25 protein-coding genes and 1 tRNA gene are annotated in these 22,443 nt (G+C 41.1%); 6 read left to right on the top strand and 20 right to left on the bottom strand.

The genetic code is table 11. The features are described 5' to 3' along the window. Positions 1 to 7: 7 nt before the first annotated feature. The 14 genes from ACZ5GY_RS03895 to acpS all read right to left on the bottom strand — a co-directional run bounded on the left by ACZ5GY_RS03895 (position 8) and on the right by acpS (position 10,123). Positions 8 to 322, bottom strand: coding sequence for a cupin domain-containing protein (locus ACZ5GY_RS03895; protein WP_195509941.1), 315 nt, complete (start codon positions 320 to 322; stop codon positions 8 to 10). Positions 323 to 503: 181 nt separating this feature from the next. Continuing rightward, complete coding sequence (locus tag ACZ5GY_RS03890) at positions 504 to 647, bottom strand: helix-turn-helix domain-containing protein (RefSeq protein WP_464112018.1); 144 nt, start codon at positions 645 to 647, stop codon at positions 504 to 506. A 103-nt stretch (positions 648 to 750) separates the two neighbouring features. Then, on the bottom strand, positions 751 to 2,118 hold the full coding sequence (gene rlmD, locus ACZ5GY_RS03885) for a 23S rRNA (uracil(1939)-C(5))-methyltransferase RlmD (protein ID WP_213690768.1): 1,368 nt from the start codon (positions 2,116 to 2,118) through the stop codon (positions 751 to 753). 66 nt (positions 2,119 to 2,184) lie between these two features. Continuing rightward, on the bottom strand, positions 2,185 to 3,360 hold the full coding sequence (locus ACZ5GY_RS03880) for a cation:proton antiporter (protein ID WP_307879453.1): 1,176 nt from the start codon (positions 3,358 to 3,360) through the stop codon (positions 2,185 to 2,187). Positions 3,361 to 3,421: 61 nt separating this feature from the next. Next, complete coding sequence (locus tag ACZ5GY_RS03875; protein ID WP_213690770.1) at positions 3,422 to 3,772, bottom strand: P-II family nitrogen regulator; 351 nt, start codon at positions 3,770 to 3,772, stop codon at positions 3,422 to 3,424. 136 nt (positions 3,773 to 3,908) lie between these two features. Next, positions 3,909 to 4,469: a 2-oxoacid:acceptor oxidoreductase family protein gene (locus ACZ5GY_RS03870; RefSeq protein WP_307879454.1), complete on the bottom strand. Its 561-nt coding sequence runs from the start codon at positions 4,467 to 4,469 to the stop codon at positions 3,909 to 3,911. Further along, on the bottom strand, positions 4,462 to 5,289 hold the full coding sequence (locus ACZ5GY_RS03865) for a 2-oxoacid:ferredoxin oxidoreductase subunit beta (protein ID WP_213690771.1): 828 nt from the start codon (positions 5,287 to 5,289) through the stop codon (positions 4,462 to 4,464). Before ACZ5GY_RS03865 ends, ACZ5GY_RS03870 begins: the two co-directional genes overlap by 8 nt. Before the next feature lies 1 nt (position 5,290). After that, positions 5,291 to 6,424: a 2-oxoacid:acceptor oxidoreductase subunit alpha gene (locus tag ACZ5GY_RS03860; protein WP_213690772.1), complete on the bottom strand. Its 1,134-nt coding sequence runs from the start codon at positions 6,422 to 6,424 to the stop codon at positions 5,291 to 5,293. Then, positions 6,417 to 6,626, bottom strand: a complete 210-nt coding sequence (locus ACZ5GY_RS03855; RefSeq protein ID WP_213690787.1) for a 4Fe-4S dicluster domain-containing protein — start codon at positions 6,624 to 6,626, stop codon at positions 6,417 to 6,419. Before ACZ5GY_RS03855 ends, ACZ5GY_RS03860 begins: the two co-directional genes overlap by 8 nt. Positions 6,627 to 6,830: 204 nt before the next feature. Continuing rightward, complete coding sequence (gene tsaB, locus ACZ5GY_RS03850; RefSeq protein ID WP_213690773.1) at positions 6,831 to 7,535, bottom strand: tRNA (adenosine(37)-N6)-threonylcarbamoyltransferase complex dimerization subunit type 1 TsaB; 705 nt, start codon at positions 7,533 to 7,535, stop codon at positions 6,831 to 6,833. Continuing rightward, positions 7,532 to 7,999 carry a tRNA (adenosine(37)-N6)-threonylcarbamoyltransferase complex ATPase subunit type 1 TsaE gene (gene tsaE / locus ACZ5GY_RS03845; protein ID WP_213690774.1) on the bottom strand — a complete coding sequence of 156 codons (468 nt, stop codon included), beginning with the start codon at positions 7,997 to 7,999 and terminating at the stop codon, positions 7,532 to 7,534. Before tsaE ends, tsaB begins: the two co-directional genes overlap by 4 nt. 19 nt (positions 8,000 to 8,018) lie before the next feature. Beyond that, positions 8,019 to 8,246, bottom strand: a complete 228-nt coding sequence (locus tag ACZ5GY_RS03840; protein WP_213690775.1) for a hypothetical protein — start codon at positions 8,244 to 8,246, stop codon at positions 8,019 to 8,021. Next, complete coding sequence (locus tag ACZ5GY_RS03835) at positions 8,227 to 9,756, bottom strand: NAD(P)H-hydrate dehydratase (RefSeq protein ID WP_213701861.1); 1,530 nt, start codon at positions 9,754 to 9,756, stop codon at positions 8,227 to 8,229. The genes ACZ5GY_RS03840 and ACZ5GY_RS03835 overlap by 20 nt, the downstream gene beginning before the upstream one ends. Next, on the bottom strand, positions 9,740 to 10,123 hold the full coding sequence (acpS, locus tag ACZ5GY_RS03830) for a holo-ACP synthase (protein ID WP_464112017.1): 384 nt from the start codon (positions 10,121 to 10,123) through the stop codon (positions 9,740 to 9,742). The genes ACZ5GY_RS03835 and acpS overlap by 17 nt, the downstream gene beginning before the upstream one ends. A 136-nt stretch (positions 10,124 to 10,259) precedes the next feature. On the opposite strand from acpS, the gene ACZ5GY_RS03825 reads away from it, so the two are divergent. The 6 genes from ACZ5GY_RS03825 to ACZ5GY_RS03800 all read left to right on the top strand — a co-directional run bounded on the left by ACZ5GY_RS03825 (position 10,260) and on the right by ACZ5GY_RS03800 (position 14,371). Next, on the top strand, positions 10,260 to 11,315 hold the full coding sequence (locus tag ACZ5GY_RS03825; protein ID WP_213690778.1) for a serine hydrolase domain-containing protein: 1,056 nt from the start codon (positions 10,260 to 10,262) through the stop codon (positions 11,313 to 11,315). Positions 11,316 to 11,884: 569 nt separating this feature from the next. Further along, a complete protein-coding gene (locus ACZ5GY_RS03820; protein ID WP_464112016.1) occupies positions 11,885 to 12,094 on the top strand; it encodes a hypothetical protein in 210 nt (69 codons plus the stop codon). Positions 12,095 to 12,157: 63 nt separating this feature from the next. Beyond that, a complete protein-coding gene (locus tag ACZ5GY_RS03815; RefSeq protein ID WP_464112015.1) occupies positions 12,158 to 12,625 on the top strand; it encodes a hypothetical protein in 468 nt (155 codons plus the stop codon). 167 nt (positions 12,626 to 12,792) lie between these two features. Continuing rightward, complete coding sequence (locus tag ACZ5GY_RS03810; RefSeq protein ID WP_464112014.1) at positions 12,793 to 13,257, top strand: hypothetical protein; 465 nt, start codon at positions 12,793 to 12,795, stop codon at positions 13,255 to 13,257. Next, positions 13,254 to 13,685 (top strand): hypothetical protein, encoded by a 432-nt coding sequence (locus ACZ5GY_RS03805; protein WP_464112013.1) that lies wholly within the window; start codon positions 13,254 to 13,256, stop codon positions 13,683 to 13,685. The genes ACZ5GY_RS03810 and ACZ5GY_RS03805 overlap by 4 nt, the downstream gene beginning before the upstream one ends. 26 nt (positions 13,686 to 13,711) lie before the next feature. After that, the gene (locus ACZ5GY_RS03800; protein ID WP_464112012.1) at positions 13,712 to 14,371 is read left to right on the top strand and encodes a hypothetical protein; all 660 of its coding nucleotides are present in this window, start codon (positions 13,712 to 13,714) and stop codon (positions 14,369 to 14,371) included. Positions 14,372 to 14,740: 369 nt separating this feature from the next. Here the strand turns inward: ACZ5GY_RS03800 and ACZ5GY_RS03795 are convergent, their stop codons facing one another. The 6 genes from ACZ5GY_RS03795 to uvrB form a co-directional block, all read right to left on the bottom strand. Further along, positions 14,741 to 15,670, bottom strand: coding sequence for a tyrosine-type recombinase/integrase (locus ACZ5GY_RS03795; protein ID WP_464112011.1), 930 nt, complete (start codon positions 15,668 to 15,670; stop codon positions 14,741 to 14,743). Positions 15,671 to 15,800: 130 nt separating this feature from the next. Beyond that, positions 15,801 to 15,875, bottom strand: a tRNA-Val gene (locus tag ACZ5GY_RS03790). Between the two features lie 75 nt (positions 15,876 to 15,950). Next, positions 15,951 to 16,763, bottom strand: coding sequence for a pyrroline-5-carboxylate reductase (gene proC, locus ACZ5GY_RS03785; RefSeq protein WP_213696044.1), 813 nt, complete (start codon positions 16,761 to 16,763; stop codon positions 15,951 to 15,953). Beyond that, positions 16,753 to 17,634 (bottom strand): 23S rRNA (guanosine(2251)-2'-O)-methyltransferase RlmB, encoded by an 882-nt coding sequence (gene rlmB, locus ACZ5GY_RS03780; protein ID WP_464112010.1) that lies wholly within the window; start codon positions 17,632 to 17,634, stop codon positions 16,753 to 16,755. The genes proC and rlmB overlap by 11 nt, the downstream gene beginning before the upstream one ends. Beyond that, positions 17,612 to 20,452: an excinuclease ABC subunit UvrA gene (gene uvrA, locus ACZ5GY_RS03775; RefSeq protein ID WP_213690781.1), complete on the bottom strand. Its 2,841-nt coding sequence runs from the start codon at positions 20,450 to 20,452 to the stop codon at positions 17,612 to 17,614. Before uvrA ends, rlmB begins: the two co-directional genes overlap by 23 nt. Beyond that, positions 20,379 to 22,430, bottom strand: coding sequence for an excinuclease ABC subunit UvrB (uvrB, locus tag ACZ5GY_RS03770; protein WP_213690782.1), 2,052 nt, complete (start codon positions 22,428 to 22,430; stop codon positions 20,379 to 20,381). The genes uvrA and uvrB overlap by 74 nt, the downstream gene beginning before the upstream one ends. Between the last annotated feature and the right edge of the window lie 13 nt (positions 22,431 to 22,443).

Raw genomic sequence — 22,443 nt, 5'->3', positions numbered from 1 at the left:
TTCCTCCTTAATTTTGGGGAGCTGGTGCTTTTACAACAATAAGCTCCAATGTTTCGTGGTATAAATTTTTTACATTCATTTTCGTTTGAAATGGTATTTTTAATAAAGTCCCCGCCTCATACTCATGAATTTCCTGATCATTAAGTCCTATTGAAAGCTTTCCTCTAATAACTGTCATATAAACGTTTGAATTTGAGAAATGCTCAGGAAGCCCTTCATCTTTATTAAAAATCATATGAAGATAATTTACATTTTCGTCAAATACAACTTTCTCAACAGCTTTTTCATTGCCTCTAGCCAGTTCAAATATTTGTTCAATCAATATTTAACACCTCCAACTCAAATATTATTTCAATATATTTAGCAATTAATACTACCAATCGATTTATATTTATTATACTGTTAATCTTTGCAAAAGTATGTTGCAAATGCAACAAAACTTATTATTTTTTGCAATAATCAATATTCGCTTTATAAGTATGTGCTTAAAGATGAAGATAATTTTACATATGCTTTACTATTTTTATTTTTCGGTTATCAATGCTAATAATGCCGTCAAACTGCATTTTTTTTAATTCTCTAAAAAGCGAAGGGCGCTGTACTCCGAGATAATCGGCAAATTCCTTTTTGCTGAAAGGCAAATACACTGTTTGCGATTAAGGATTCTCAAGGTTAAAAGGCGCCGCCAGATGTTGGGCAGAAAATCCTCCAATCTTGAAAATCCTTTATTTATTAATGTTTTGAGTAATCCTATTTCTCTACACTTGACATCAAGACAACACACTCCACGTGAACGGTCTGCGGAAACATGTCAAAGGGTTGAAGCTTTTCCAATTTATAACCGCCGGAATGAAGCAGAGCAACATCCCTTGCCAACGTCGCGGGGTTACAGGCTACGTAAAGGACCTTCTCTGGTTTCCATTCTAAAATCTGCTGAATAACTTTAGGGTCACAGCCACTTCGTGGAGGATCAAGGATTACAGTGTTAAAGTTTTGTTTTAAATTCGAAACGATATCTTCAGCTTTACCCTCGTAGGCAATAATATTAGAAAATTTATTTAATGCAGCATTCTTCTTTGTAGCCTCCACAGCACTTGGCCATTCCTCAATCGTAGTTAATCTCTTGAATTTTGGAGCTAAAAAAAGTGACATTGCCCCAACACCTGAATAAAGCTCCAAAGCTTCATTTTCTTCTTCTTTTTCTAAACAATCTGAGCAGAATGCAAAAAGCTGTGCAGCTTGATAACTGTTTACTTGGAAAAAAGCTGTTCCATCATAATGAATTTCTCGAGAATTCAAAATTTCTTTAAGCTCTCCCTGCCCATAAAGGATTCGAGAGTTTTGTCCTAAAATAGTGTTTCCTACTTTTGCATTTTCATTTTCTATAACGCCAACAAACGTTGCATCAGGTACTACAAAATTTTGCCACAATTGAGAAATCCTCTTGATTTCGGAATCAGACAAATGTTTCCGAACAACGTAACAAGCAAGAAGTTCACGAGAAAAGCTGCCGCACCTAAAAATAATATGACGTAAAATACCTGAATGCTTCTTTTCGTTATACCCATCTATATTCAATTTTTGTAAGGAATGTACAAAACGGCCATACATTTGGTTTAAAGCTGGCTCTAAAATAGGGCAAGCGTCTATAGGAATCAGGGAATGACTTCTTCGTTTAAAAAATCCTACTTCGTTCTTTCCTGAGCTGTTCTTTCGAACAGGAAAAGAAGCCTTATTACGATATCCCCACTCTTTGGGACTTGGAATACAAGAAGAAATAACATCTTCCACCGAGATATGGGCAATACGAGAAAACGCTTCTTTTACAATCTGAGTTTTTAGTTCAAGTTGCATTGAATAAGAACAATGTTGTAGCTGACACCCTCCGCACTCCCCGTACCATGGACAACGTGGAGATGTTCTCTGAGAATGTGGTTTCAAAATATTTTGAAGTTCGGTAACGGCGTAATGTTTCTTTTTTAAAATAACTCTTGCTTCAACTTCTTCCCCTGGCAACGCTCCAGGAACAAAGAAGACAAAGCCATCCCCTTCACGCCTTGCAATACCACTTCCATCACTACTTAAAGTATCAATCTTAAGACATACGCTTTCTTTCAAAAAAAGGTCATCCTTCCCCAAGAGTTTCACTCATATTATCATAGGCTCTTTATAGAACAAACAAACCTAAGAGGTTGAAATCTCCCCAGCCTTCTTCAGTGCCTGCTTAGCAATAATTGGTCCCAAAAGTTCATAAACTACAGTAGACCCCAATATAATGTTGCGCAATTCACTTCCCATTCCAGGAAGCGCTTCTTCTGCCAGAAGTGATAAACCTATAGCAACTCCAGCTTGAGGGATGAGGGTAAAACCTAAATATTTTTGAACCTTTTCAGGCGTTCGGGCTATTCGCGCCCCAACGTATGCTCCCAATACTTTTCCTATAACGCGAAAAACAATATATCCTATCCCCAAAACACCAACTTTTCGTAACATTGAAAGCTGTAAATCTGCTCCAGATAATGTAAAAAACGCGACAAAGATCGGAGGTGTAAAACGATCAACAACAGAAAGAACTCTATCTCGAGCATAGACGACATTAGAGACAGTGGCTCCAATCATCATAGAAACAAAAAGAGAAGAAAGAGAAAATGTAGTCGCTAATCCTATACCTAAAAAAATGGACGCTATCGTTACACAGAGAAGAGCGTCTTCCCCCTTAACTCGACCAGAAGCAAAAGATAGGAAAAGGCCTATACATAGTCCTAAAAGTAAGGAGAGGCTTACTTCACGTAAGATTCGCCCAACCACTGAAACAAGCGACACGACACTACCCGTTTGTATTAACGCTTCCGCAAAGGCAACAGAAATTCCGAACGTAAGAATAGCCACCGCATCATCCATGGCAACGACAGGAAGAAGGGTATCAACTAAAGGGCCTTTGGCTTTATATTGTCTTATAACAAGAATAGTTGCTGCAGGAGCAGTAGCTGCTGCAATAGAACCTAAAACCAAGCTAAAATGGAGCGTCTGTTTAAAAATGAAAAACATTGAAGCAGAAACAAACAAAACTGCTCCGAGCGACTCCATTAAAGTAATTCCAACGACAGACAGTCCTAACTTTCTAACATGTTTCAAATTAAATTCACTGCCTATACTATAGGCTATGAAACCAAGTGCAACTTCGGAAACAATAGAAAGAGAGGAAACAACATCTTTAGGCATTAATCTCCCTACAGAAGGACCTATTATGATTCCTGCCAATATATAGCCAGTCACATTTGGCAGTTTCATTTTTCTCACAATTTTGGACATGAGGATTCCTGCCAATATGACTATGGCAATATAGTACAAGACATGCACGAAGAATCGACTCTCCTTAGATATATATTTTTTATTGAATTACTACTCTAAATCTGGAAATTTACTTGGGGGAGCGAGGAACAAGTCCCTCGACGTGAGTTACTGGAATTGTAAATAAAATACCAACATCTGGTTTTGAAAGATCCTCTACAACTCTTTTAACTGCGTCTATTGCTGGTTGAACCTGTTCGTCGTCTAATACAACAAAGATCGTTTTATTATATGGATATTGGTCATTAATCAACATTTTTATAGAACCAAAAAGCGGAATTTTATCCACCTCTTCATGAAGAACACGAGCCATCCCCTTACTATCAATAATAGTTCCACCCTGCACTCCAATATCAAGAAATTCTTTAAAAAGACTTTCCACCTTATCAACCTTATTAAGGACTATAACTAGCATCTGCATGGCACACACTCCTTACAGTGTTATATTATTTCATACATCATACACTATAAATGAAAAGCCGACTTGACTTTAACAAGTCAGCCGGCCTTTCTGCTCGGAAACCAAGCTATTCTGCTTCTATCGAGGGGTGTGTTATTTACAAATGTAAGCTGTTTTTGAACATCTGGTAGCCTTCATCAAAGGCCTGAGAGTTCAATTCTTTAGTACCTGCCGGTACCTTCTCAAGAATGGCTTTTTTAACAGATTCTGGATGCACTACATTCTCAAGTTCAAGCACACGAGCCACAGCACCAAGGGCCACCATATTTGTTACAAGTTCTCTGCCCAGCTTTTCGCGTGCCGTACGCAAAATAGGCAAGTGATATATATAAGCATCGACCTGTGGAAAATCAGTAACAAAAGTATCGTCAAGAATGATTCTCCCTCCAGGAAGCGTATCAGAAGAAAATTCTTCACATGCCTGCTGCGTCAAAATAACCTGAAGGTTAGGTCGTGTAACTTTAGGATAATCTATCGGCTCTGTGGATATTACAACTTCTGCTTTAGACTTACCGCCTCTCGCTTCTGGACCATAAGACTGGGTCTGCACAACATAAAGTTTTTCCTCATGAAGAGCAGCTGCTTCTCCAGCTATTACCGCAGCCAAAATAATTCCTTGTCCGCCAGAACCAGCAAATCGAATTTCATACCTACTCATGATCCTTCCCCCTTACTCGTTCAATAAGAGAAAGGTACTGCTCTGTATATTCAGGAACATCCTTATTGACAAATTCACCAGTGACAATCTTCCCAACAAGCTCTTCGGGCGACATATTCTTTGCCTTCACAAGAGATACGCTGTTCTCTTTAAAGAAGTTAATATTATCAATTGGTGTTCTCCGTTTATTTCTTCGACCAAACTGTGTATGACAACTTGATACAATTTCTATAACCGAAAATCCTTTTTTCTTTATACCGTTAACAATATACTGCTCAGCTAACTTTGGATTTGCAATTGTGGCACGAGCTACATAAGAAGCTCCAGCACCTTCTGCTAAACGACAAATGTCAAAAGGAGGATCTATTGCTCCGTAAGGAGTCGTTGTTGCTAGAGCACCTTGGGGTGTCGTCGGAGAAGCCTGCCCACCAGTCATACCATAAATATTGTTGTTCATGACTATAGCTGTAATGTCAATATTTCGTCGGCAAGCATGAATGAAATGGTTTCCTCCAATAGCTGAACAATCTCCATCACCCATAACATCGACAACGGTAAGAGAAGGATTAGCTAATTTAATACCTGTTGCATATGCAAGCGAACGACCGTGGGTTGTGTGTACGGTGCAAGCATCAATATATCCAGGCATACGACTAGAACAGCCTATTCCAGAAGCTATGACAGTCTGGCTTTTCTTTTTATCAAGATCCACAAGCGCACGAAGCAGCGCATGCATAATGATTCCATGGCCACATCCAGGACACCAAATGTGAGGGAAAAACCGTGTTCGTAACCAACTCATTACTTCCTGACTTGGCATCTTAGGCCACCTCCTCTATAGCAGAGAGAATGTCTGAAGGTTGGAAGAGCTCGCCATTTACCAAGTTCTGAGGTACAACTTTAGCTTTTCCATGAACGGCTCTTTCTACTTCAAGAACCATCTGCCCACAATTTAACTCAGGAACAAGAATTGTTTTTGCTTTTCGAGCAAGACGCTCAATTTCTTTATCAGGGAAGGGCCAAAGAGTGATCGGTCTGAAATAGCCTACGTGAAGCCCTCTGCTACGAGCCTCTCGAACTGCTCTAAGACTTGATCTGGCCACACTTCCATAAGAGACGACGATAACATCAGCATCATCAACATTTTCAGTTTCATACTCTACGATATCATCTCTGAAGCGATCGACTTTCCTCATCAAACGAAGCATTTTATTCTCTATTTCGTCTGAATTATTCGTTGGGAAACCCCAATCGTTGTGCGTTAATCCCGTTACATGCCATGTATAACCATCACCAAAAGAAGCCATGCACGGCAGATCATCCTGAGGATCTGGACGATAGGGAACAAATTTTTCAGGTACATCGACTGGACGTTTTCTATTCACTATAGGATACGAACCAACTTCAGGAAGAACAATTTTCTCTCTCATATGGCCTAATACTTCATCGCTCATGATGAGAACCGGCTGTCTAAAACGTTCAGCAGCATTGAAAGCTCTGATTGCTAACTCAAAGCATTCCTGAACGGAACATGGAGAATAACAAATAGTAGCGTGATCTCCATGAGTTCCCCAGCGAGCCTGCATAACATCCTGCTGGCTTATTTTTGTAGGAACTCCCGTTGAAGGGCCACCTCTCATAACATCAACAATGACTACAGGAATTTCTGCCATATAAGCAAGTCCTAAGTTTTCCTGTTTCAAAGAGAATCCCGGACCTGATGTTGCCGTTAAAGCTTTTTTCCCTGCGATAGAAGCCCCAATAATTGCCGCCATTCCTGCAATTTCGTCTTCCATCTGGATAAAACGGCCATTAAGACGAGGCAACTCTGTAGCCATAATTTCTGCTATTTCCGAGGAAGGGGTAATAGGATAACCAGCAAAAAAGCGGCAACCAGCAGCGAGAGCTCCATACGCTAACGCCTCATTTCCTTGCCAAAAACGAACCTCAGGCATCCTCTTTTCCCTCCTTTACAGTTACTGCAAAATCTGGGCAAGTATTTTCACACTGCCTACAACCAATACAATCTTCAATTCTTTCAACTTGAGCTTTGCGCTGCTCATTAAAACCTAAAACTTTTTTGGGGCATATATTAATGCACAATCCACATCCTTTGCACCATGCCCTATTAATTATTACTTCGTGTTTTTTGGGCAAAGCCGCCACCTCCCAAAGAGATAGGGAATTAAAAAACAAATAGTTGTTTTTTGAAAAACCCAGTATGCCAAGCATACTGTTTTCGGTTTTTTTATTCAAGCTCTTATTTGTTTTTCTCTTTTTTATCTTTTTTTATTTTTATGGTAAAAAAGATAAAAACTATTGATCTTTTAAGCGATTTATATAAGTCGCTTAAAAGATCAATTACTTATTTTTAATATTCTTTTGAAACGTCCCGAAATCTGGATCTCTTAAGTAAAGTGGCCTTACTTGTTCTGGAGACACTTCTCTAGCTTTATATTGAGTTCCTAAGTAAGCAAGAATTCCTCCTGAAACAATGCAATGAACAAGTGGATATTCCGGCGTTTCAGAAAAAAGTTCTGCAATTCTTTTCACATCATCACAAAGGCAACAAACATTATTATCCTGTTCGTTATGTAACCTGCTAATTTCACCCCGAATATCATCTATTTCGAAAAAGGAAGGATGAATAAGTTCTTTCTGCAAGCCGTCGTCTTCTCCACAATATGCCGCAGCATAAACACCACCGCGACCAGCCCAAACCAAAGGAACTGCTGTGATTCCAAATTTTGAAGCAGAATATGCCATTACTTCAAGGGTAGAAAGAGGAATAACCGGGATATCTAATCCCTTTGCTAATGCACAACCGTAAGCAATGCCTACTCTAACACCAGTAAAATAACCAGGACCAACAGTAAGAGCAACAGCAGAAATATCTTCTAAAACTATATTTTGCATAGTGAGCATATGCTCAACAAGTTCCGGTAGTTTTGAAGCCTGCTGTCTTCCTATATTCAAATTCATCTCTGACAAAATTACGCCATCTACGGCAAGCCCAAGATTTGTCCATCGAGTGCAACAATCTATTCCTAATATAATTTGGCTCATGATTTTGACTCCTCTAGCTCTTTATATAAAGCATGCAATTTCTGGCAGGCCTTTTCCCCTTTAGCTTCAAAAGATATCCGTCGAACATTTTCACTTACCCTATCAAAGAATAATATCCACGTATCTTCTGGGGGAAGGACATTTAATCGATCTGGCCATTCTATGACCATGACAAAACCATCATCAAGATACTCACTTAGACCAAGGTCATATTCTTCTCCCTTTTCAAGACGATATAAATCAACATGAGCAAGAGGAAGTCGCCCGTTATATTCGTTGATAAGAGTAAAGGATGGACTTCGTACTCCCCTGGCCCCCAATCCTTCTCCAAGCCCTCGTACAAGCATAGTTTTACCTGCGCCTAGATCCCCATAAAGAAGAATACTTAACCCCGGATAAACATGGTCCGACATGTATATACCAACTTGTTTCGTCTCTTCAGGGGATGCTGTCGTTATTTCCACCTTGTCCGCCTCTTTCTTTCTATTTTTTGCTTTTCCCTATAACATAAAAAAGGATAAGTGTTCCCGCTATTAATGACCCCATAACCAACAATGCAGAGCCCACAGGCCAATCTTTATGGAGCTGCTTCATTCCCAGCATCCAGAAAGCTGCCATAAGAAAGGCAATAAACGTCATGTGTAATCCCCGCATACGCGCTTTTTCGGTTTTCCTTTTCTCCTCTTCCCAATCAACTTTTCGTCTTCTCATGTCCGCCTCTCAAGCCATGAAGGATTGAAGGAATTTCCATTGCTATTTCACGAGACAACAATCCATCAATACCTTGTTTTTGAGCAAGATTGCGACCTGCTCTTCCATGTACCCAGGCCCCTAAAGAAGCAGCATAAAGAGGCGAAAAATGTTGAGCTAAAAAGGTTCCCACAATTCCAGAGAGAACGTCTCCAGATCCAGGTATGGAAAGTTCGGGGCCTCCTTCTTGAACAACAATAGACTGACATTCTGTACAAATAACAGTTCCGTAACCTTTTAAGATAACTGTTCCCCATTCATTAGCAAGTTGTCTTGCTGCGTAAAGACGCGAAGAAGCTATATCTTTGGAAGAAATTTCAAGAAGCCTTGCAGCTTCACCTTCATGAGGAGTTAAAAGAACATCATCTCTTTTTTTGAGTGATGTCCTCAATTCTGCTAGCCAAAACAACCCGTCTCCATCCACAAGAAGAGGATGAGGCCAATTATTCCACATATATTCTATCAAAGCGCCACTCCAACGATCGCGCCCCAGCCCAGGGCCAACGACAGCAGCTGTTCCTCGATCTGCCCAGCAAAGAAGTTCTTCGAAATTTTCATGAGCCAAAGGTGTAAAAACGGCTTCTGGAACAAAAGAAGTCCCCTCATTGCACACTTCGTTACTACTTGCGACAATGACAATACCACAACCGCTCTTAAGGGCCCCTACCGCAGAAAGCAAAGGTGCTCCTCTGTAATGACGACTTCCACCCACTATAAGAAGTGTTCCCCTACCACCCTTATGAAGGGTGCATTTCCGTTTCGGCAAAAGATCAATGCTATCTTTTTCTTCCCAGATGCTAAGATTCGCCTTTGGGGGAAGAACAGAAGAAGGAGGAACTCCTATCGATACAACATCGACATAGCCCGTATGTGCCGCTGCTGGCATTACTCCCAGCCCCGTCTTCATGGCAAGCATAGTAATGGTAAGAGAAGCCGATACACAAGGAGAATAAATCTCTCCTGTCTCAGCATTAATGCCGCTTGGAATATCAATCGCAATAATATTTTCCTTATCCTCTAACAACGTTATGATTCGTGCAATTTCTCCTCTGGGATTTCCTCTACTCCCCGTTCCTAGAAGACAATCAAGAATTACATCATTTTCAGATATAGCCAATGTAATCTCTTCGCCTGTCATTGTATCTGAGCAGCGCATAGGAACATTGAGTTGCGCTAATATATCTAAATTAGTTCGCGCATCACCTTTAATCTTTTCTGGAGGTGCCGTTAAAATAACTGTTGGAGAAAACCCCCAACGCACAAGATGCCTAGCTATAACATAGCCATCCCCGCCGTTATTTCCAGGACCGGCAAGAACAAGAAATTTTTTGGCACGTGGAAAAAAGCGATGTGCAGAAATTGCAGCTTCCAATCCTGCATTTTCCATGAGAACTATTCCTGGTATTTTTAAATTTTCTATAGAAAGAATATCTGCTTTCCGAATTACATTTGGATCATATAGATATTTCACCTGAAACCACCTCCACAATAATAAAGGCGATAGCATAGTCACCATCATGAGAAAGACTAATATGTACCGTTACATTTTGTTCTTCAACCCATTGCTCTATTACAGGCGAAAAACATGGCACAGGAGCGGATGACGTGCGCTGAAGCCAAAATCCTTTAAAGATAACTTTAAAAAAATCAAGACCTGTAGCTTTAGCAAAAGCCTCTCGTGCCGCAAAAGATGCCGCAAGATGACGTGCAGGGTTCGCTTTAGACATGGCATAGTCATACTCAGCCTGATGAAAAACGCGCTTTAAAAGATGCTCGTTATAAAGTAATTTCTCCATTCGAGATATTCGACAAAGGTCAACACCGATTCCCTTGATCATAAAAGCCCTCCCCTTCTCTTGCTTCTTTTATACCACGCTATTTTAAAAAACACCTAATTGGCACAGAAATCTTTTGTGATAGGATACAATTTAGGGTAAAAGAAACTAAATATGCTGCATGAGGAGGGAAGAAACGATGAGACAGATCCTTTCTCAATCAACACTAGACCAATTAGTGCACCGAGCCGTTGAAAAAAAATATATTTACGGAGCTGTTTTTTACGTATCATCTGCTGATAAAAGTGTTGATTTGATAAGTGCCTCTGGAAATATGCACGAAGACAGCCCATATTTTATTGCGAGCATTAATAAGCTCTTTATATCCTCCATTATTCTAAAACTCGCTACAACAAAGACTTTGAATTTAAACGATAAAATTTCGAAATATCTCTCCGATGAAATTCTTCAAGGCTTACATGTTTACAGAGGGAAGGAGTATTCTTATACCCTTTCTATTGCTCATCTTATGTCTCAAACATCAGGACTTCCTTGTTACTTAATTGACAAGCAAAGCGATGGGAAGAAATTCATGGAAGAAATTGAAGCAGGAATTGACCAACAGTGGCCTATTAATAAAGTCATAAAAAAAGTAAAAGGGATGAAACCACATTTCCCACCTGGAGAAAAAAACCGAGCAAAATACACAGATACAAATCATCAAATTCTAGGGCTCATTATAGAAAATATTACAGGGGAACCTATACGTATCGTTTTAAAAACTTTATTTCGCGAATTAGGCCTCTCTCAAACCAAGGTATACGAAGAAGGTATAAGTGAGAAATTTATTCCTATCCGATATAAATCTAAAATAATGCACATCCCCATGTTTCTTAACTCTACACAAAACGACATTATTTCTACAGCAAGAGACCAAATGGCGTTTTTAAAAGCATTTTTCGACGGCTATTTTTATCCCAAAGAACACCTTTATGAATTAGAAAAATGGAATAAAATATTTTTCCCCTTTTACTATGGTGTAGGAATAGAAAAATTTTCTCTACCCCGTATTTTTTCTCCCTTCCATCCTGCTTCTGTAATGATAGGACATTGTGGGTCTACGGGCGCAGTAGCTTTTTATATCCCCAAAGAGCAACTGTATATTACAGGAACAATAAACCAGCAGGCAAAACCGAATGTAGCTTTTCAAACAATGATAGGAATCATACAGGCAACGAAAAAAGCCGTCCTCTAACGAAGACGGCTTAATTTCTCTAAAATGGTGGGTGGTAGAGGATTCGAACCTCTGACCTCTTCCGCGTCAAGGCTATAGTCATTTTTCTGACCTTTTGACCTTTTCGAAAGCTAGTAACCATCGGCTTTTAGCTCACATTCCCTCTTGAAATTCCGCGTTCAAGACTACTTCCATATTGAAAAAAACAGAATATGTAAAACCATGTTAAAATTATTTTAATGTCAAGGTACTACATATAGTATTCATTTCTTGTCTTTGCACACTAGTGGTAGCGTATCGGCTAATTACGCTTTTTACGATATTGTTTTTCATTTTACATGAAAAAACATGTTACGTATTTTTACAATACGCTGAAAACACGAGTAAACAGCAGATTACTCTACTTAAGAGTTAAAAATCAAAGATATATATGCTCCATTCGGTCTAGTTATGCTTAGTGATAACTTGTCGTCAACACGCAATAGGAAAAGTTGGTATAATAGTAACATGTCTGAAGTGTGCAAACCAATAGGGAGTTCGTCCAGTGCTGGGCGGGCTCCTTTTTTTATGCCCGAAAAGGGGGTGAAAAATTGAATACAATAATCATGAAGCTTTTGCGTGAGCGAGGTATCGGTCGAAAAGACCTTTGGCTAGCTGTTGGAGGGAATCGGAGCCGTGTCTACGAAGTTTCCAAAGGTGCGAGACAGGCGACAAGACCCCTACGGGAAAAGATAGCTCTTTTTTTCGGAGAAGAAATCGACCATCTTTTCGATGAGTCAGGCATGGCAAAAAAGCAATAAAAAAACCGCTCACGGGCGATGAGCGGAGGCAAGGAAAAAATCCTAATCATAAGGTGATTATACATGAAAAACGAAATAATTAAAAGTTTTTTCAATTCGAGCGGTAAAGTTTTTGCAACTCTAACAAGCGATGGAATCCTCACAAAAACAGAGTACGAAAAAGATCGTTTGAGAATTTATGGAAATAGGGCTCACGCCATAGACACGAGCCTTTTTGACGAAGTTTTGAGTTCGGGTGGAAAAGTTCTTCATTTGAAGGAAAAAAGTCTCACTGGGAAAAGTCGATTATGGAGTATCTCTTTGAAAACGCTCGAAAGAGCCCAACGCCGGCAACTCCGAGGTCTCGAGCGAATTATTATCGAGCTTGAAAAATGCACGCTCGTCAGCGGGCAACCTGAATTGTGGTATTTGGAGAAACGAAAGAAGTTAGAAGAGCGGCTCGTTGCTCCCAAAAGCGAGCAGATGGTACTTTTTGCTCCACGAAATGAACTTTTTTGCCGCTTAAGATACGAAACCGAGGGCGTTCGCTGATGTCTGTTCGTATCGGCATTTTCCCGAGCGATTGTTGGTTGGCATTGTCTCAAGAACTGTCTTCCGAAGAAATGTTAATTTACTGCTATTTATGGACGTGCAATCATCGAAAATTACAAGGAGCCTTCAAGCTCCCGCTCCTGTACACCACCGCAGACCTGTTTTCTTTGAGTAATGGCGACCCCTCAAGAATCGTAAATCTTTTTGAAAACCTTGAAGCGAAAAACTTGATCGTCTATGACGGCTCGACGCAAGAGGTTTTAATTAGAGATTACATGAGCGTTCAAAGCCAACTCCAGCCATCGACCAGAAAAGAAAGTAAGCAAATTAGCGAGGCGGTTCTTCGTGGCGTCGTTAACGGAATTGATGAACTTCGAAGCGAGAAAATCAAATCAGAGTGGCAAGGAGAAGCGAGAAATACACCTGTCCTTCTCTCGGAACTTGAGCGGCAAGGCTTTTCGGAGTGGTTCGAAAATTTAACCCAAGGCGAAACGAGAACCTTTTTTGAAGGTTCATCGAACCTTCGGAGTGGTAGTGGCTTTGGTCTTGGCAATGGACTTGGCAATGGAAATGAGACTGGCATGTCTGTAGGTCATTCTTTTGTATGCACAAAAGGAGACCCGCCAGCATGAGTGGGCTTTGGGAACGATTAAAACAAAAGCCCTCTTTGGAAGACGAGACTCTTTTTATCGTAGCTAGTCCATATTTGAAGCCGATTATACAACTCCATGGAATTCATTTAACCCAAAAAGCACTTGAACTCTTGAAGAGCTACATCAAAACATTCGAGCGAGTCTACGGAATACGCCACCCACCAGTAGTGAGGAGCCATTTTTACGAGGTGTTAAAGCGGCTTTTGCCATTAATGGCGCAAGAAATTCCGACAGAAGCACTCCAAAAGGCATTACTTGAAAACATTTTTGATCGGGGGTGTGGTGATGGCAACCTTTGGCAGGCGATTGAAAGACTTCCCTATCGGTTGATGAAATTGAATCACATCGATGAATCTTTGCTTTTTAACAAAGACGGCGAATATGAGCCAGAACTATTCGAGGAATAAAAATATTTTAAATTAGGAGGAACACAATGTTAAATTTGCATTTATTCGAGAAAAGTTTTAAAGATATTAAAAATATTGTTGACCAGTTTTCATGTAGTGCGAGCGAGATCCGGCGCGTCTATTCTCCAGAAATGCAAAAGATTAAAATTGAGAGGTTGGAGCAAGAAGCCCGTGACAGCCTTCAAATCGAATTTAATCTCGTGAACCATCTCATCAAAAAAGATCGAGAAGGCTTGCGACGACCCGAACCGACATTCGACTGGCAAAAACGATTGTACTTTCGAGAAGCACTAAAAGATTTTTCTGGTGATTTTAGTGATATTTACAAAAAGGCAAAAGACGGAGGAAATGCCGAAAAAACCGCCGAAATCGTCTCAACTTGTTTCGAGCGAGGCGACGAATTCCAAAAAAAGCAACTCATTGAAACGATGGTCGAGGCGGTCACCGAGGAAGAAAAAGCTCAAATTAAAAATGCCGTTGAAGTCGACCAAATCGACTTGATCTTCCAAAAAGTCAATCTGGCGGCGATTGGCTCGGTTGAGAACGAAATCCCCTATTCAGGTCGTTACGGCGGCTTTTACGCCGACCAAGAGCAGACAAACCCATTTTTTGGTTTCGAAGAACGGGTCGACAGTCTCTTGCCGGTGGAAATCCGCAAACATGCCCTCAAGGCGGTTGATGATTAATGAAGTCCGAGAACTTTTTTGCCGATTTGGAAACTCAACAAGAAGAAATCGAACGAATTCGAGTCGAAATCGAGCGATTGACCGGCAAGTCTCCGAGACCCCCAGAATACGAAGATAAATTCTAGTTTACTTTATCTTTAAAAACTGAATTCACGGAGACTAGAAAAAAAGGAAATGCTATAATGAATTTGCCAACTTGCACGCCACGAGAAGCCCCCCAATTACTGGGGGGCTCTTCGTTTCTCGGTAACCGACCCGCCAGAATGGCTCACAGCATGCCTAACTTTTAAAAGAGGTATGAATAGTCGTTTAGCGCAAGCCTTTTCAATGTGGCGGTGGCTAGGCGGCTCATAAACGAGTTAGGCAAGATCAACCTCTTGTATTTCGTATCTTAGAGGGCTTTAGAATCCGTGAAACAACGTTCGCTTGCGAATGGGCAACTTTTAGATCACGGAGGTCTAGATGTTCATAAAAAGCACTTGTTGTCTTAATGTCCGTATGTCCGAGAAGTTGGGCGGTCAAGGCAATATTCCCCGTGTTCCGTAAAAATTCTGTAGCACAAGCATGACGTAAGCCGTGTATTTTCATGTGACTTCCTAACTCTTTGTTTTTTCTTCCAACCTGTCTTCCAAAGTTTTGAGGTGTAAGGGGTTCTCCTTGTTCCGTTGGGAAAATATATGGGGTTTTCCATTCTTCGGGAATCAATGCCATAAATTTTCTAATCTCTTGAGAAACTTGCGGCGATATCGGAACAATCCTTCCTGTTCTGACCTTTGATGTTTCTGGGCGAACAGTGAGGGTCATTCCTTCCATATCGAAGTCATCACGCTGTAAGCCACACAGTTCACCACGCCTCAACCCCGTATCATAGGCAACAAGTAGCATGACTTTCAACCTACGGTCAGTAAACCTTTTAGGGTTCAGAGAGTCGAGAAAATCTTTCACATCTTCAAGAAGGGGAAGGTTAGCCTTCTTTCTTGGCATGGGGTTTTTAATTCCTCTCATAGGGTTCTCTTCCAATACCCCCTCTTCTACAAGAAACGTAGAGAAAACTTTCAGCGTCTTTATTCGTGAAAAGCGTGTCCATTGGTTTTCGGGTTCCGATATGTACTCAACGATGGCTCGTCGTGGCTCTTTAAGAAACAATGGAAATCTTCTTATTAATGGAGTTATGATCGAGCGGTAATTGCTTATGGTGATCGGTGAAGCTCCTTCTGCTTTTCGAATGGAGCAGAAAGTATCAAGAGCGGTTACGGCGTTTCGATATGGTGTCCGTAAAACCTTGGTAGTGTTCATCATAAAAACCCTCCTTTTTTCTAAAAGAGGGTAAATGTCAGCTAAAGCTAGTGTAAAAAGGCGTGTTTTATGACTACTTCCCAATAGCAAAAAGGCTTTCAGGCAAAAAGCCCGAAAGCCAGTAGCTATCAAATGGTGGGTGGTAGAGGATTCGAACCTCTGACCTCTTCCGCGTCAAGGAAGCGTTCTTCCCCTGAACTAACCACCCGACGAAACGGTATTCTACAGGTCTTGGCCTGAAATGTCAATAACATAAAAGAGCTAAAAAGGAGTTAAACTAGTTTTAACTGTTCTTCTTTTTCTCTCCCAACTCTTTTCCTCGGCGTGTAGCTTCTGTAATGGCACGTATAAAAGCTGCTCGGACTGCCCCTTCTTCCAATTGATAAAGCCCTTCAATAGTTGTTCCTCCCGGAGTGACAACGCCGTCTTTAAGATCCGCTGGGTGCCTTCCTGTGTCTAAAACCAACTTTGCAGCCCCAATCATTGTAGCGGCTGAAGCCTTCAATGCTAAATTCTTAGGAATTCCAACACGGAGTCCTCCGTAGGTCAACGCTTCAAGCACTGTAAACATATACGCCGGCCCTGACCCAGATATACCCGTAATAGCATCAAGATTCGGTTCTATTGTTTCTTCACTTTCTCCCAAAAGATCAAAGAGAGATTTCGCGACGTTTCTATCTTCATCCGTTGCACCCAAAGATGATGTATATGCTGTAAAAGCAGCATTAACAGATGCGCAAATATTTGTCATTCCTCGAATCCATCGAGCCGCTGGTGCTGCTTCCATAAGCTGTTCCAAACGTAGGCCAGCTGCCATGGAAAAACAAAGTTTATTCGATAAATTCGTAGCTAAAGAGGCAATTACTGGTAATTGAATATGAGGTTTTAAGGCAAAAACGACAACATCTGCCCTATTAATCGCTTCCTCACTATCAGCAATGTAATGAACGCCCTCTTTCTCTAAGGCTTCCACTTTCTGTCTATCTTTGTCATAGGCAAAAACAGTGCATTTCTTATGGGCCCAACCCTGTGCCACAGAACCGCCCAACATTCCAGCACCAATGACGGCTATTGACTCTACATTTTTATTCACCATGACCATCTACTCCTTTTCCCCTGGCCCACTCAAACATTCCCAGTGCCGCAGCAACACTGGCATTGAGAGAGCCGGTTTTGCCCGTTATAGGAATACGAACTAACATATCACATCGTTCAGCAACAAGACGGGACAATCCCTCTCCTTCCGCCCCAACGACAAAAACAGCCTTATCAGGATAAGTTGCTTCCCAAAGTGTCTGTTTTGCATTATGGTCAAGACCTACAACCCAAAACCCTTCGCCTTGAAGCTGCACAATCGTCTGCGCTATATTTGTCACAGAAATCATGGGGAGACGCAAGGCTGCCCCTGCACTTACTTTGACAACAGTTCCTCCTGGCAAAGCAGAACGTCTTTTAGGATAAATAACAGCTGTTGCTCCAGCAGCTTCCGCAGATCGAATAATAGCACCTAAATTATGAGGATCAAGGATATGATCAAGAACGACAAGAAGAACTGGTGTCTTATTTGATGCAATCGTTGGTAAAAAATCATCCAATTCTAATTGATCTACAGCAGTAATCTTAGCTACGACACCTTGATGATTCTCTCCAATACACATAGTATCAAGAACCATCGGTGCAACCTTTTGAAATGTTACTTTTGCAGAACGGGCAAGAGTTGTCACTTCTCCAGAAAAAGATGGGTGAACTCTCTCAGAAATCCATAATTTCAGACACTTTTGAGGAGAATAACGCAATAAATCAAGAATGGGTTGACGCCCCCACATAAGGTCATCTAGTTGCTGCTCTCCTTGTTCTTTATTTTTTTCTTTGCTTTTGTCTTTGTCTTTATTTATGTCACGATGTCTCATATCGCGATCTTTAGAATTCTTAAAACTTTTCGTGTTACGATGCTGTTTTGCGCTCATAATGTTCATCCCTTTCAAGCTGTCTGGCATATTCATGAAGATATGCAGACGTGTATCCCTCTCTGCTCTTTATTATTTCTTCAGGAGTTCCTTGGCAGACTATTTTTCCTCCCTCCATACCACCCTCGGGCCCCAAGTCGATAATGTAGTCAGACGATAACAAAACATCCAAGTTATGTTCTATCGTTACAACTGTATTCCCCTGATCGACTATTCGATGCAAAATCTGGAGCAATTTCTTTACATCGGTATAAAAAAGCCCTGTTGTTGGTTCGTCAAGAAGATATAATGTCGGCCCAGTAAAACGTTTACTTAGTTCTTTTGCTAATTTTACCCTTTGCGCTTCTCCCCCACTCAACGTTAATGCTGACTGGCCCAAACGGATATAACCCAAGCCCGCATCTTGTATGAGGGCTAGTTTTGAAGCTATTCGAGGTATATCTTTAAAAAACTCTGATGCCTCATCCACTGTCATATTAAGCACATCTGATATATTCTTCCCTTTATAACGAACTTCGAGCGTTTCTCTATTGTACCGTGTACCTCCGCAAACCTCACAATCTACATAGACATCGGGCAAAAATAGCATGGAGACCTTGACAGAACCAGCACCGCCGCAAGCTTCACATCGTCCCCCACGAACATTAAAACTAAACCGCCCAGGAGCATAACCTCGTATTTTAGACTCTGGAAGCTCAGCAAAGAGTTCCCGAATAAGAGTAAAAAGCCCTGTATACGTTGCGGGGTTCGACCGCGGAGTCCGCCCAATAGGACTTTGATCTACAAGCACAACATTTTTAAAGACTTCGGCGCCTTCTATTTTAAGGTGTTTTCCTGCCCTCTCTCTAAAATCTCTGTCAAGAATACGCTTCATTCCTTTATATAAAACATCGTAAAGGAGGCTGCTCTTTCCCGATCCCGAAACCCCGCTAATGCATGTAAAAACACCAACTGGTATAGGAACATCAATATTTTTCAGATTATGATGGGCAACTTTTTTTAGCGTGAGCCAATTGGAAGGTCGCCTGAGATTCTCTCTCCGAACACATCCCGACACCTCTCCTCGAAGATATGGACCTGTCAAAGCCTTGCTGCTTTTAACCTCTTCTGCCGTTCCAGAATTAATAATTTCTCCACCTAATTCACCAGCCCCAGGCCCCATTTCCACAATAGCATCAGCTGCAAGCATTGTTTCCCTATCATGCTCTACAACAACAACAGTGTTGCCCAAATCCCGAATAGATCTGAGAGTGCGCAAAAGACGATCTGTATCTCTAGAATGAAGACCTATCGTCGGCTCGTCAAGAACATAAAGAACGCCGCTAAGCTTCGAACCTATCTGCGTAGCCAGACGAATACGTTGACTCTCTCCTCCACTTAGAGTATCGGCTCGTCGTAAAAGGGAGAGATAACCCACTCCCACATCAATAAGAAAAGAAAGCCTCTTTTCGAGTTCAATCATGACTTGCCCCATGATTTTCTTTTCATTATCAGTAAACTCCATCTCTTTCAAAACGGGCAAAAGCCGGTCAACTGGCATTTCAACGAGCTCTCCAATAGTGTAATTTTTGAGCTTTACCATCAAAGCTTCTGGACGAAGACGAAGTCCGTGACATGTTTGACATACATCTTCTATACGATATCCCGCTAACTCGTCCATGACACTTTCAGATTCAGTCTCTTTCCAACGATTTTCAAGCCAAGAAAGCAACCCTTCGTATTTTCCCATATATTGACGACGTTCTCCTCGATCCGAAAAAAACATTGGAAGCCGCTCGTCACTACCGTACAGGATAAAATGCCGAACTTCTTCGGGAAGCTTTTCATAAGGCAAAGACATATCCCATCCTTTCGTCTGGGAGAAGGTGTAGAGTTTACTCAACATATAGTGTTTTTTCTTCCAAGGAAGAAGTGCGCCTTCTTCAACCGAACGGACTGGGTCTACGGCATGTTCCTCACAAAAATGCTCATGGCTGCCTAGTCCAGAACACTCTGGGCAGGCTCCGAAGGGGCTATTGAAGGAAAAAAGTCGTGGCTCTATTTCTGGAAGAGAAATGCCACAATCAGGGCACGCATAATTTTCTGTAAGAAGCTGCTCCTCTCCCCCCTCTGTAACGAGCAGAACATAGCCGCCAGAGAGAGAAAGAGCAGATTCGACAGCTTCGCTGATGCGGCCTTTACGATCTTCCAGAACCTTTAAACGATCTATAACAACTTCAATAGTGTGTCTCTTATTTTTATCAAGAGGAATTTCTTCTTCAAGCCAAAAAGTAGTGCCATCCACTCGAACTCGCATAAACCCTTTTTCTCTATTTTGTGCAAAGAGATTTTTAAACTCGCCTTTTTTCCCTCGAACCTGAGGGGCAAGTATTTCTAAACGCTTTTCTGGATAGTTGCGGAAAATAATATCGACAATTTCATCTAAGGAATGCCTGACCACAGCCTTTCCACACGATGGACAATAAGGAATTCCTAAACGGCCATAAATCAATCGCAAATAGTCGTAAACCTCGGTAACTGTTCCCACTGTTGAACGAGGATTATGTGAAGTTCCTTTTTGTTCAATGGATATAGCTGGGGATAGACCTGATATATCGTCTACATCTGGTTTCTTTTGTACACCAAGAAATTGTCTTGCATATGCAGAAAGAGATTCAACGTAACGTCGTTGCCCTTCCGCATATAACGTATCAAAAGCTAAAGATGATTTTCCTGACCCCGAAGGCCCGGTAATAACTACTAATTTATTCTTTGGAAGTGTAACGTTTATATTTTTGAGATTGTGCTCTCTTGCTCCTCTTATGCTGATGAGATGCAACTCGTTGCCACTCCTTCCCTTTCGAATCTGTTAATATATCACGAATTTGCGCCGCTTTTTCAAAATCAAGTTTTTCAACAGCTTCCCACATTAATCGCTCAAGATCAGCATGGGTATATTCTTCTATGTCCTTTCCTCTCTTTTTACCTCGTTTACTCTTAACTAATTCTATATCCTCCATAAGCTCTTCTGGCAAAAGACTTTGTACCGACTTATAAATAGATTGAGGAATTATTCCATGCTCATCGTTAAAGCGCATCTGTATCTCTCTACGACGCCGCGTTTCCTCCACAGATGTTTTTATACTTTCAGTTTTTTCATCGGCATAAAGAATAACTTGCCCGCCAATATTCCTCGCAGCCCTTCCCATAATCTGAATGAGCGAACGATGAGACCGCAAAAATCCTTCCCTATCAGCATCAAGAATAGCAACTAACGATACTTCAGGGAGATCCATACCTTCTCGTAACAAATTAACTCCTACGAGTACTGAAATCTCTCCGTTTCGAAGATCTCGGATGAGTTCAGCCCTTTCAAAAGTATTTAATTCAGAGTGTATGTACTTTACTCTAAACTGAAGTTCTGCAAGATATTCAGCCAAATCTTCAGATGACTTCTTCGTTAAAGTTGTAACAAGTGCTCTTTCACCTCGTTCAGTTACTTCCCGAAGTCTATTAACGAGATCATCAACTTGTCCCGTTGCTGGACTTACAATAATTTCAGGGTCGACAACTCCCGTTGGTCGTATAATCTGCTCTACAAGACTACCAGACACTTTACGCTCCCAATCCCCTGGAGTAGCTGAAATAAAGATAGCCTGATGAAGATTTTTTTTAAATTCCTGCCAGTTCAGAGGCCTATTATCCAAACAGGAAGGAAGGCGGAATCCATTCTCAACTAAAGTGAGTTTTCTGGCTCTATCTCCATTGTACATTCCTCGCACCTGAGGAAGCGTAATATGAGATTCGTCGATAACCATAATGAAATCATCAGGGAAAAAGTTAAGGAGAGTTCCAGGAGGCTCACCAGGCTTACGACCATCAAGATAACGAGAGTAATTTTCTATGCCTGAACAATATCCTGTCTCAGCCAACATTTCCATATCGTATCGAGTTCTCATTTCTATACGCTGTGCCTCAAGGAATTTTCCCTGCGCTTTAAAAGAAGCAACCTGTTCGTCCAACTCTTGCTGGATCTGGTCCATAGCCTTATCAATGGCATCCCTGCTTGTTATATAGTGTTGAACGGGGAAAACTGAAGCCTTTTCTAAAGACCGTAAAGAATGCCCGCTTACGGGATCAATGTCATCTATTCGTTCTATTTCATCGTCATAAAAAGCAATTCTAATGGCAGTCTCACTATAAGACGGATAAATCTCTATAACGTCGCCTCGTGCCCTGAATTTACCGGGCTCAAGAATCATATCATTTCTAGCGTAATAGTTATCGAGTAATCGTTCCATAAAATTGCGACGATCCCATTTTTCACCAACAGAAAATGGGAAGATAACCTCTTCGTACATTTCCTTTTTTCCCAAGCCATAAATACATGATACGCTCGCAACAACAATTACATCTCTTCGCTCTATGAGAGCTTTCGTCGCTGCTAATCGTAATCTTTCAATACGATCGTTAACGGAGGCATCCTTTTCTATATATGTGTCACTTGACGGGATATAAGCTTCGGGCTGGTAATAATCATAATAACTTACAAAATAATGAACTGCATTGTCAGGGAAGAATGATTTAAATTCAGAGTAAAGTTGCGCAGCTAAAGTCTTATTATGTGCAAGGACAAGAACTGGACGATCGAAGTGGGCTAAAACATTGGCAACAGTAAAAGTCTTACCACTTCCGGTAACCCCTAAAAGGGTTTGGAATCGTGTATTTTTCTCTATGGAAGAAATTAATTGTTCTATTGCTTCAGGCTGATCCCCTGAGGGAGGCCAATCAGATCTCAATTTAAAAATTTCAGCCATGATGTACCAACTC

It is taken from the genome of Aminobacterium thunnarium (genome assembly GCF_055390565.1).
The sequence above is the reverse complement of the archived record's forward strand: the minus strand, read 5'-3'. Positions and strand labels throughout refer to the sequence as shown.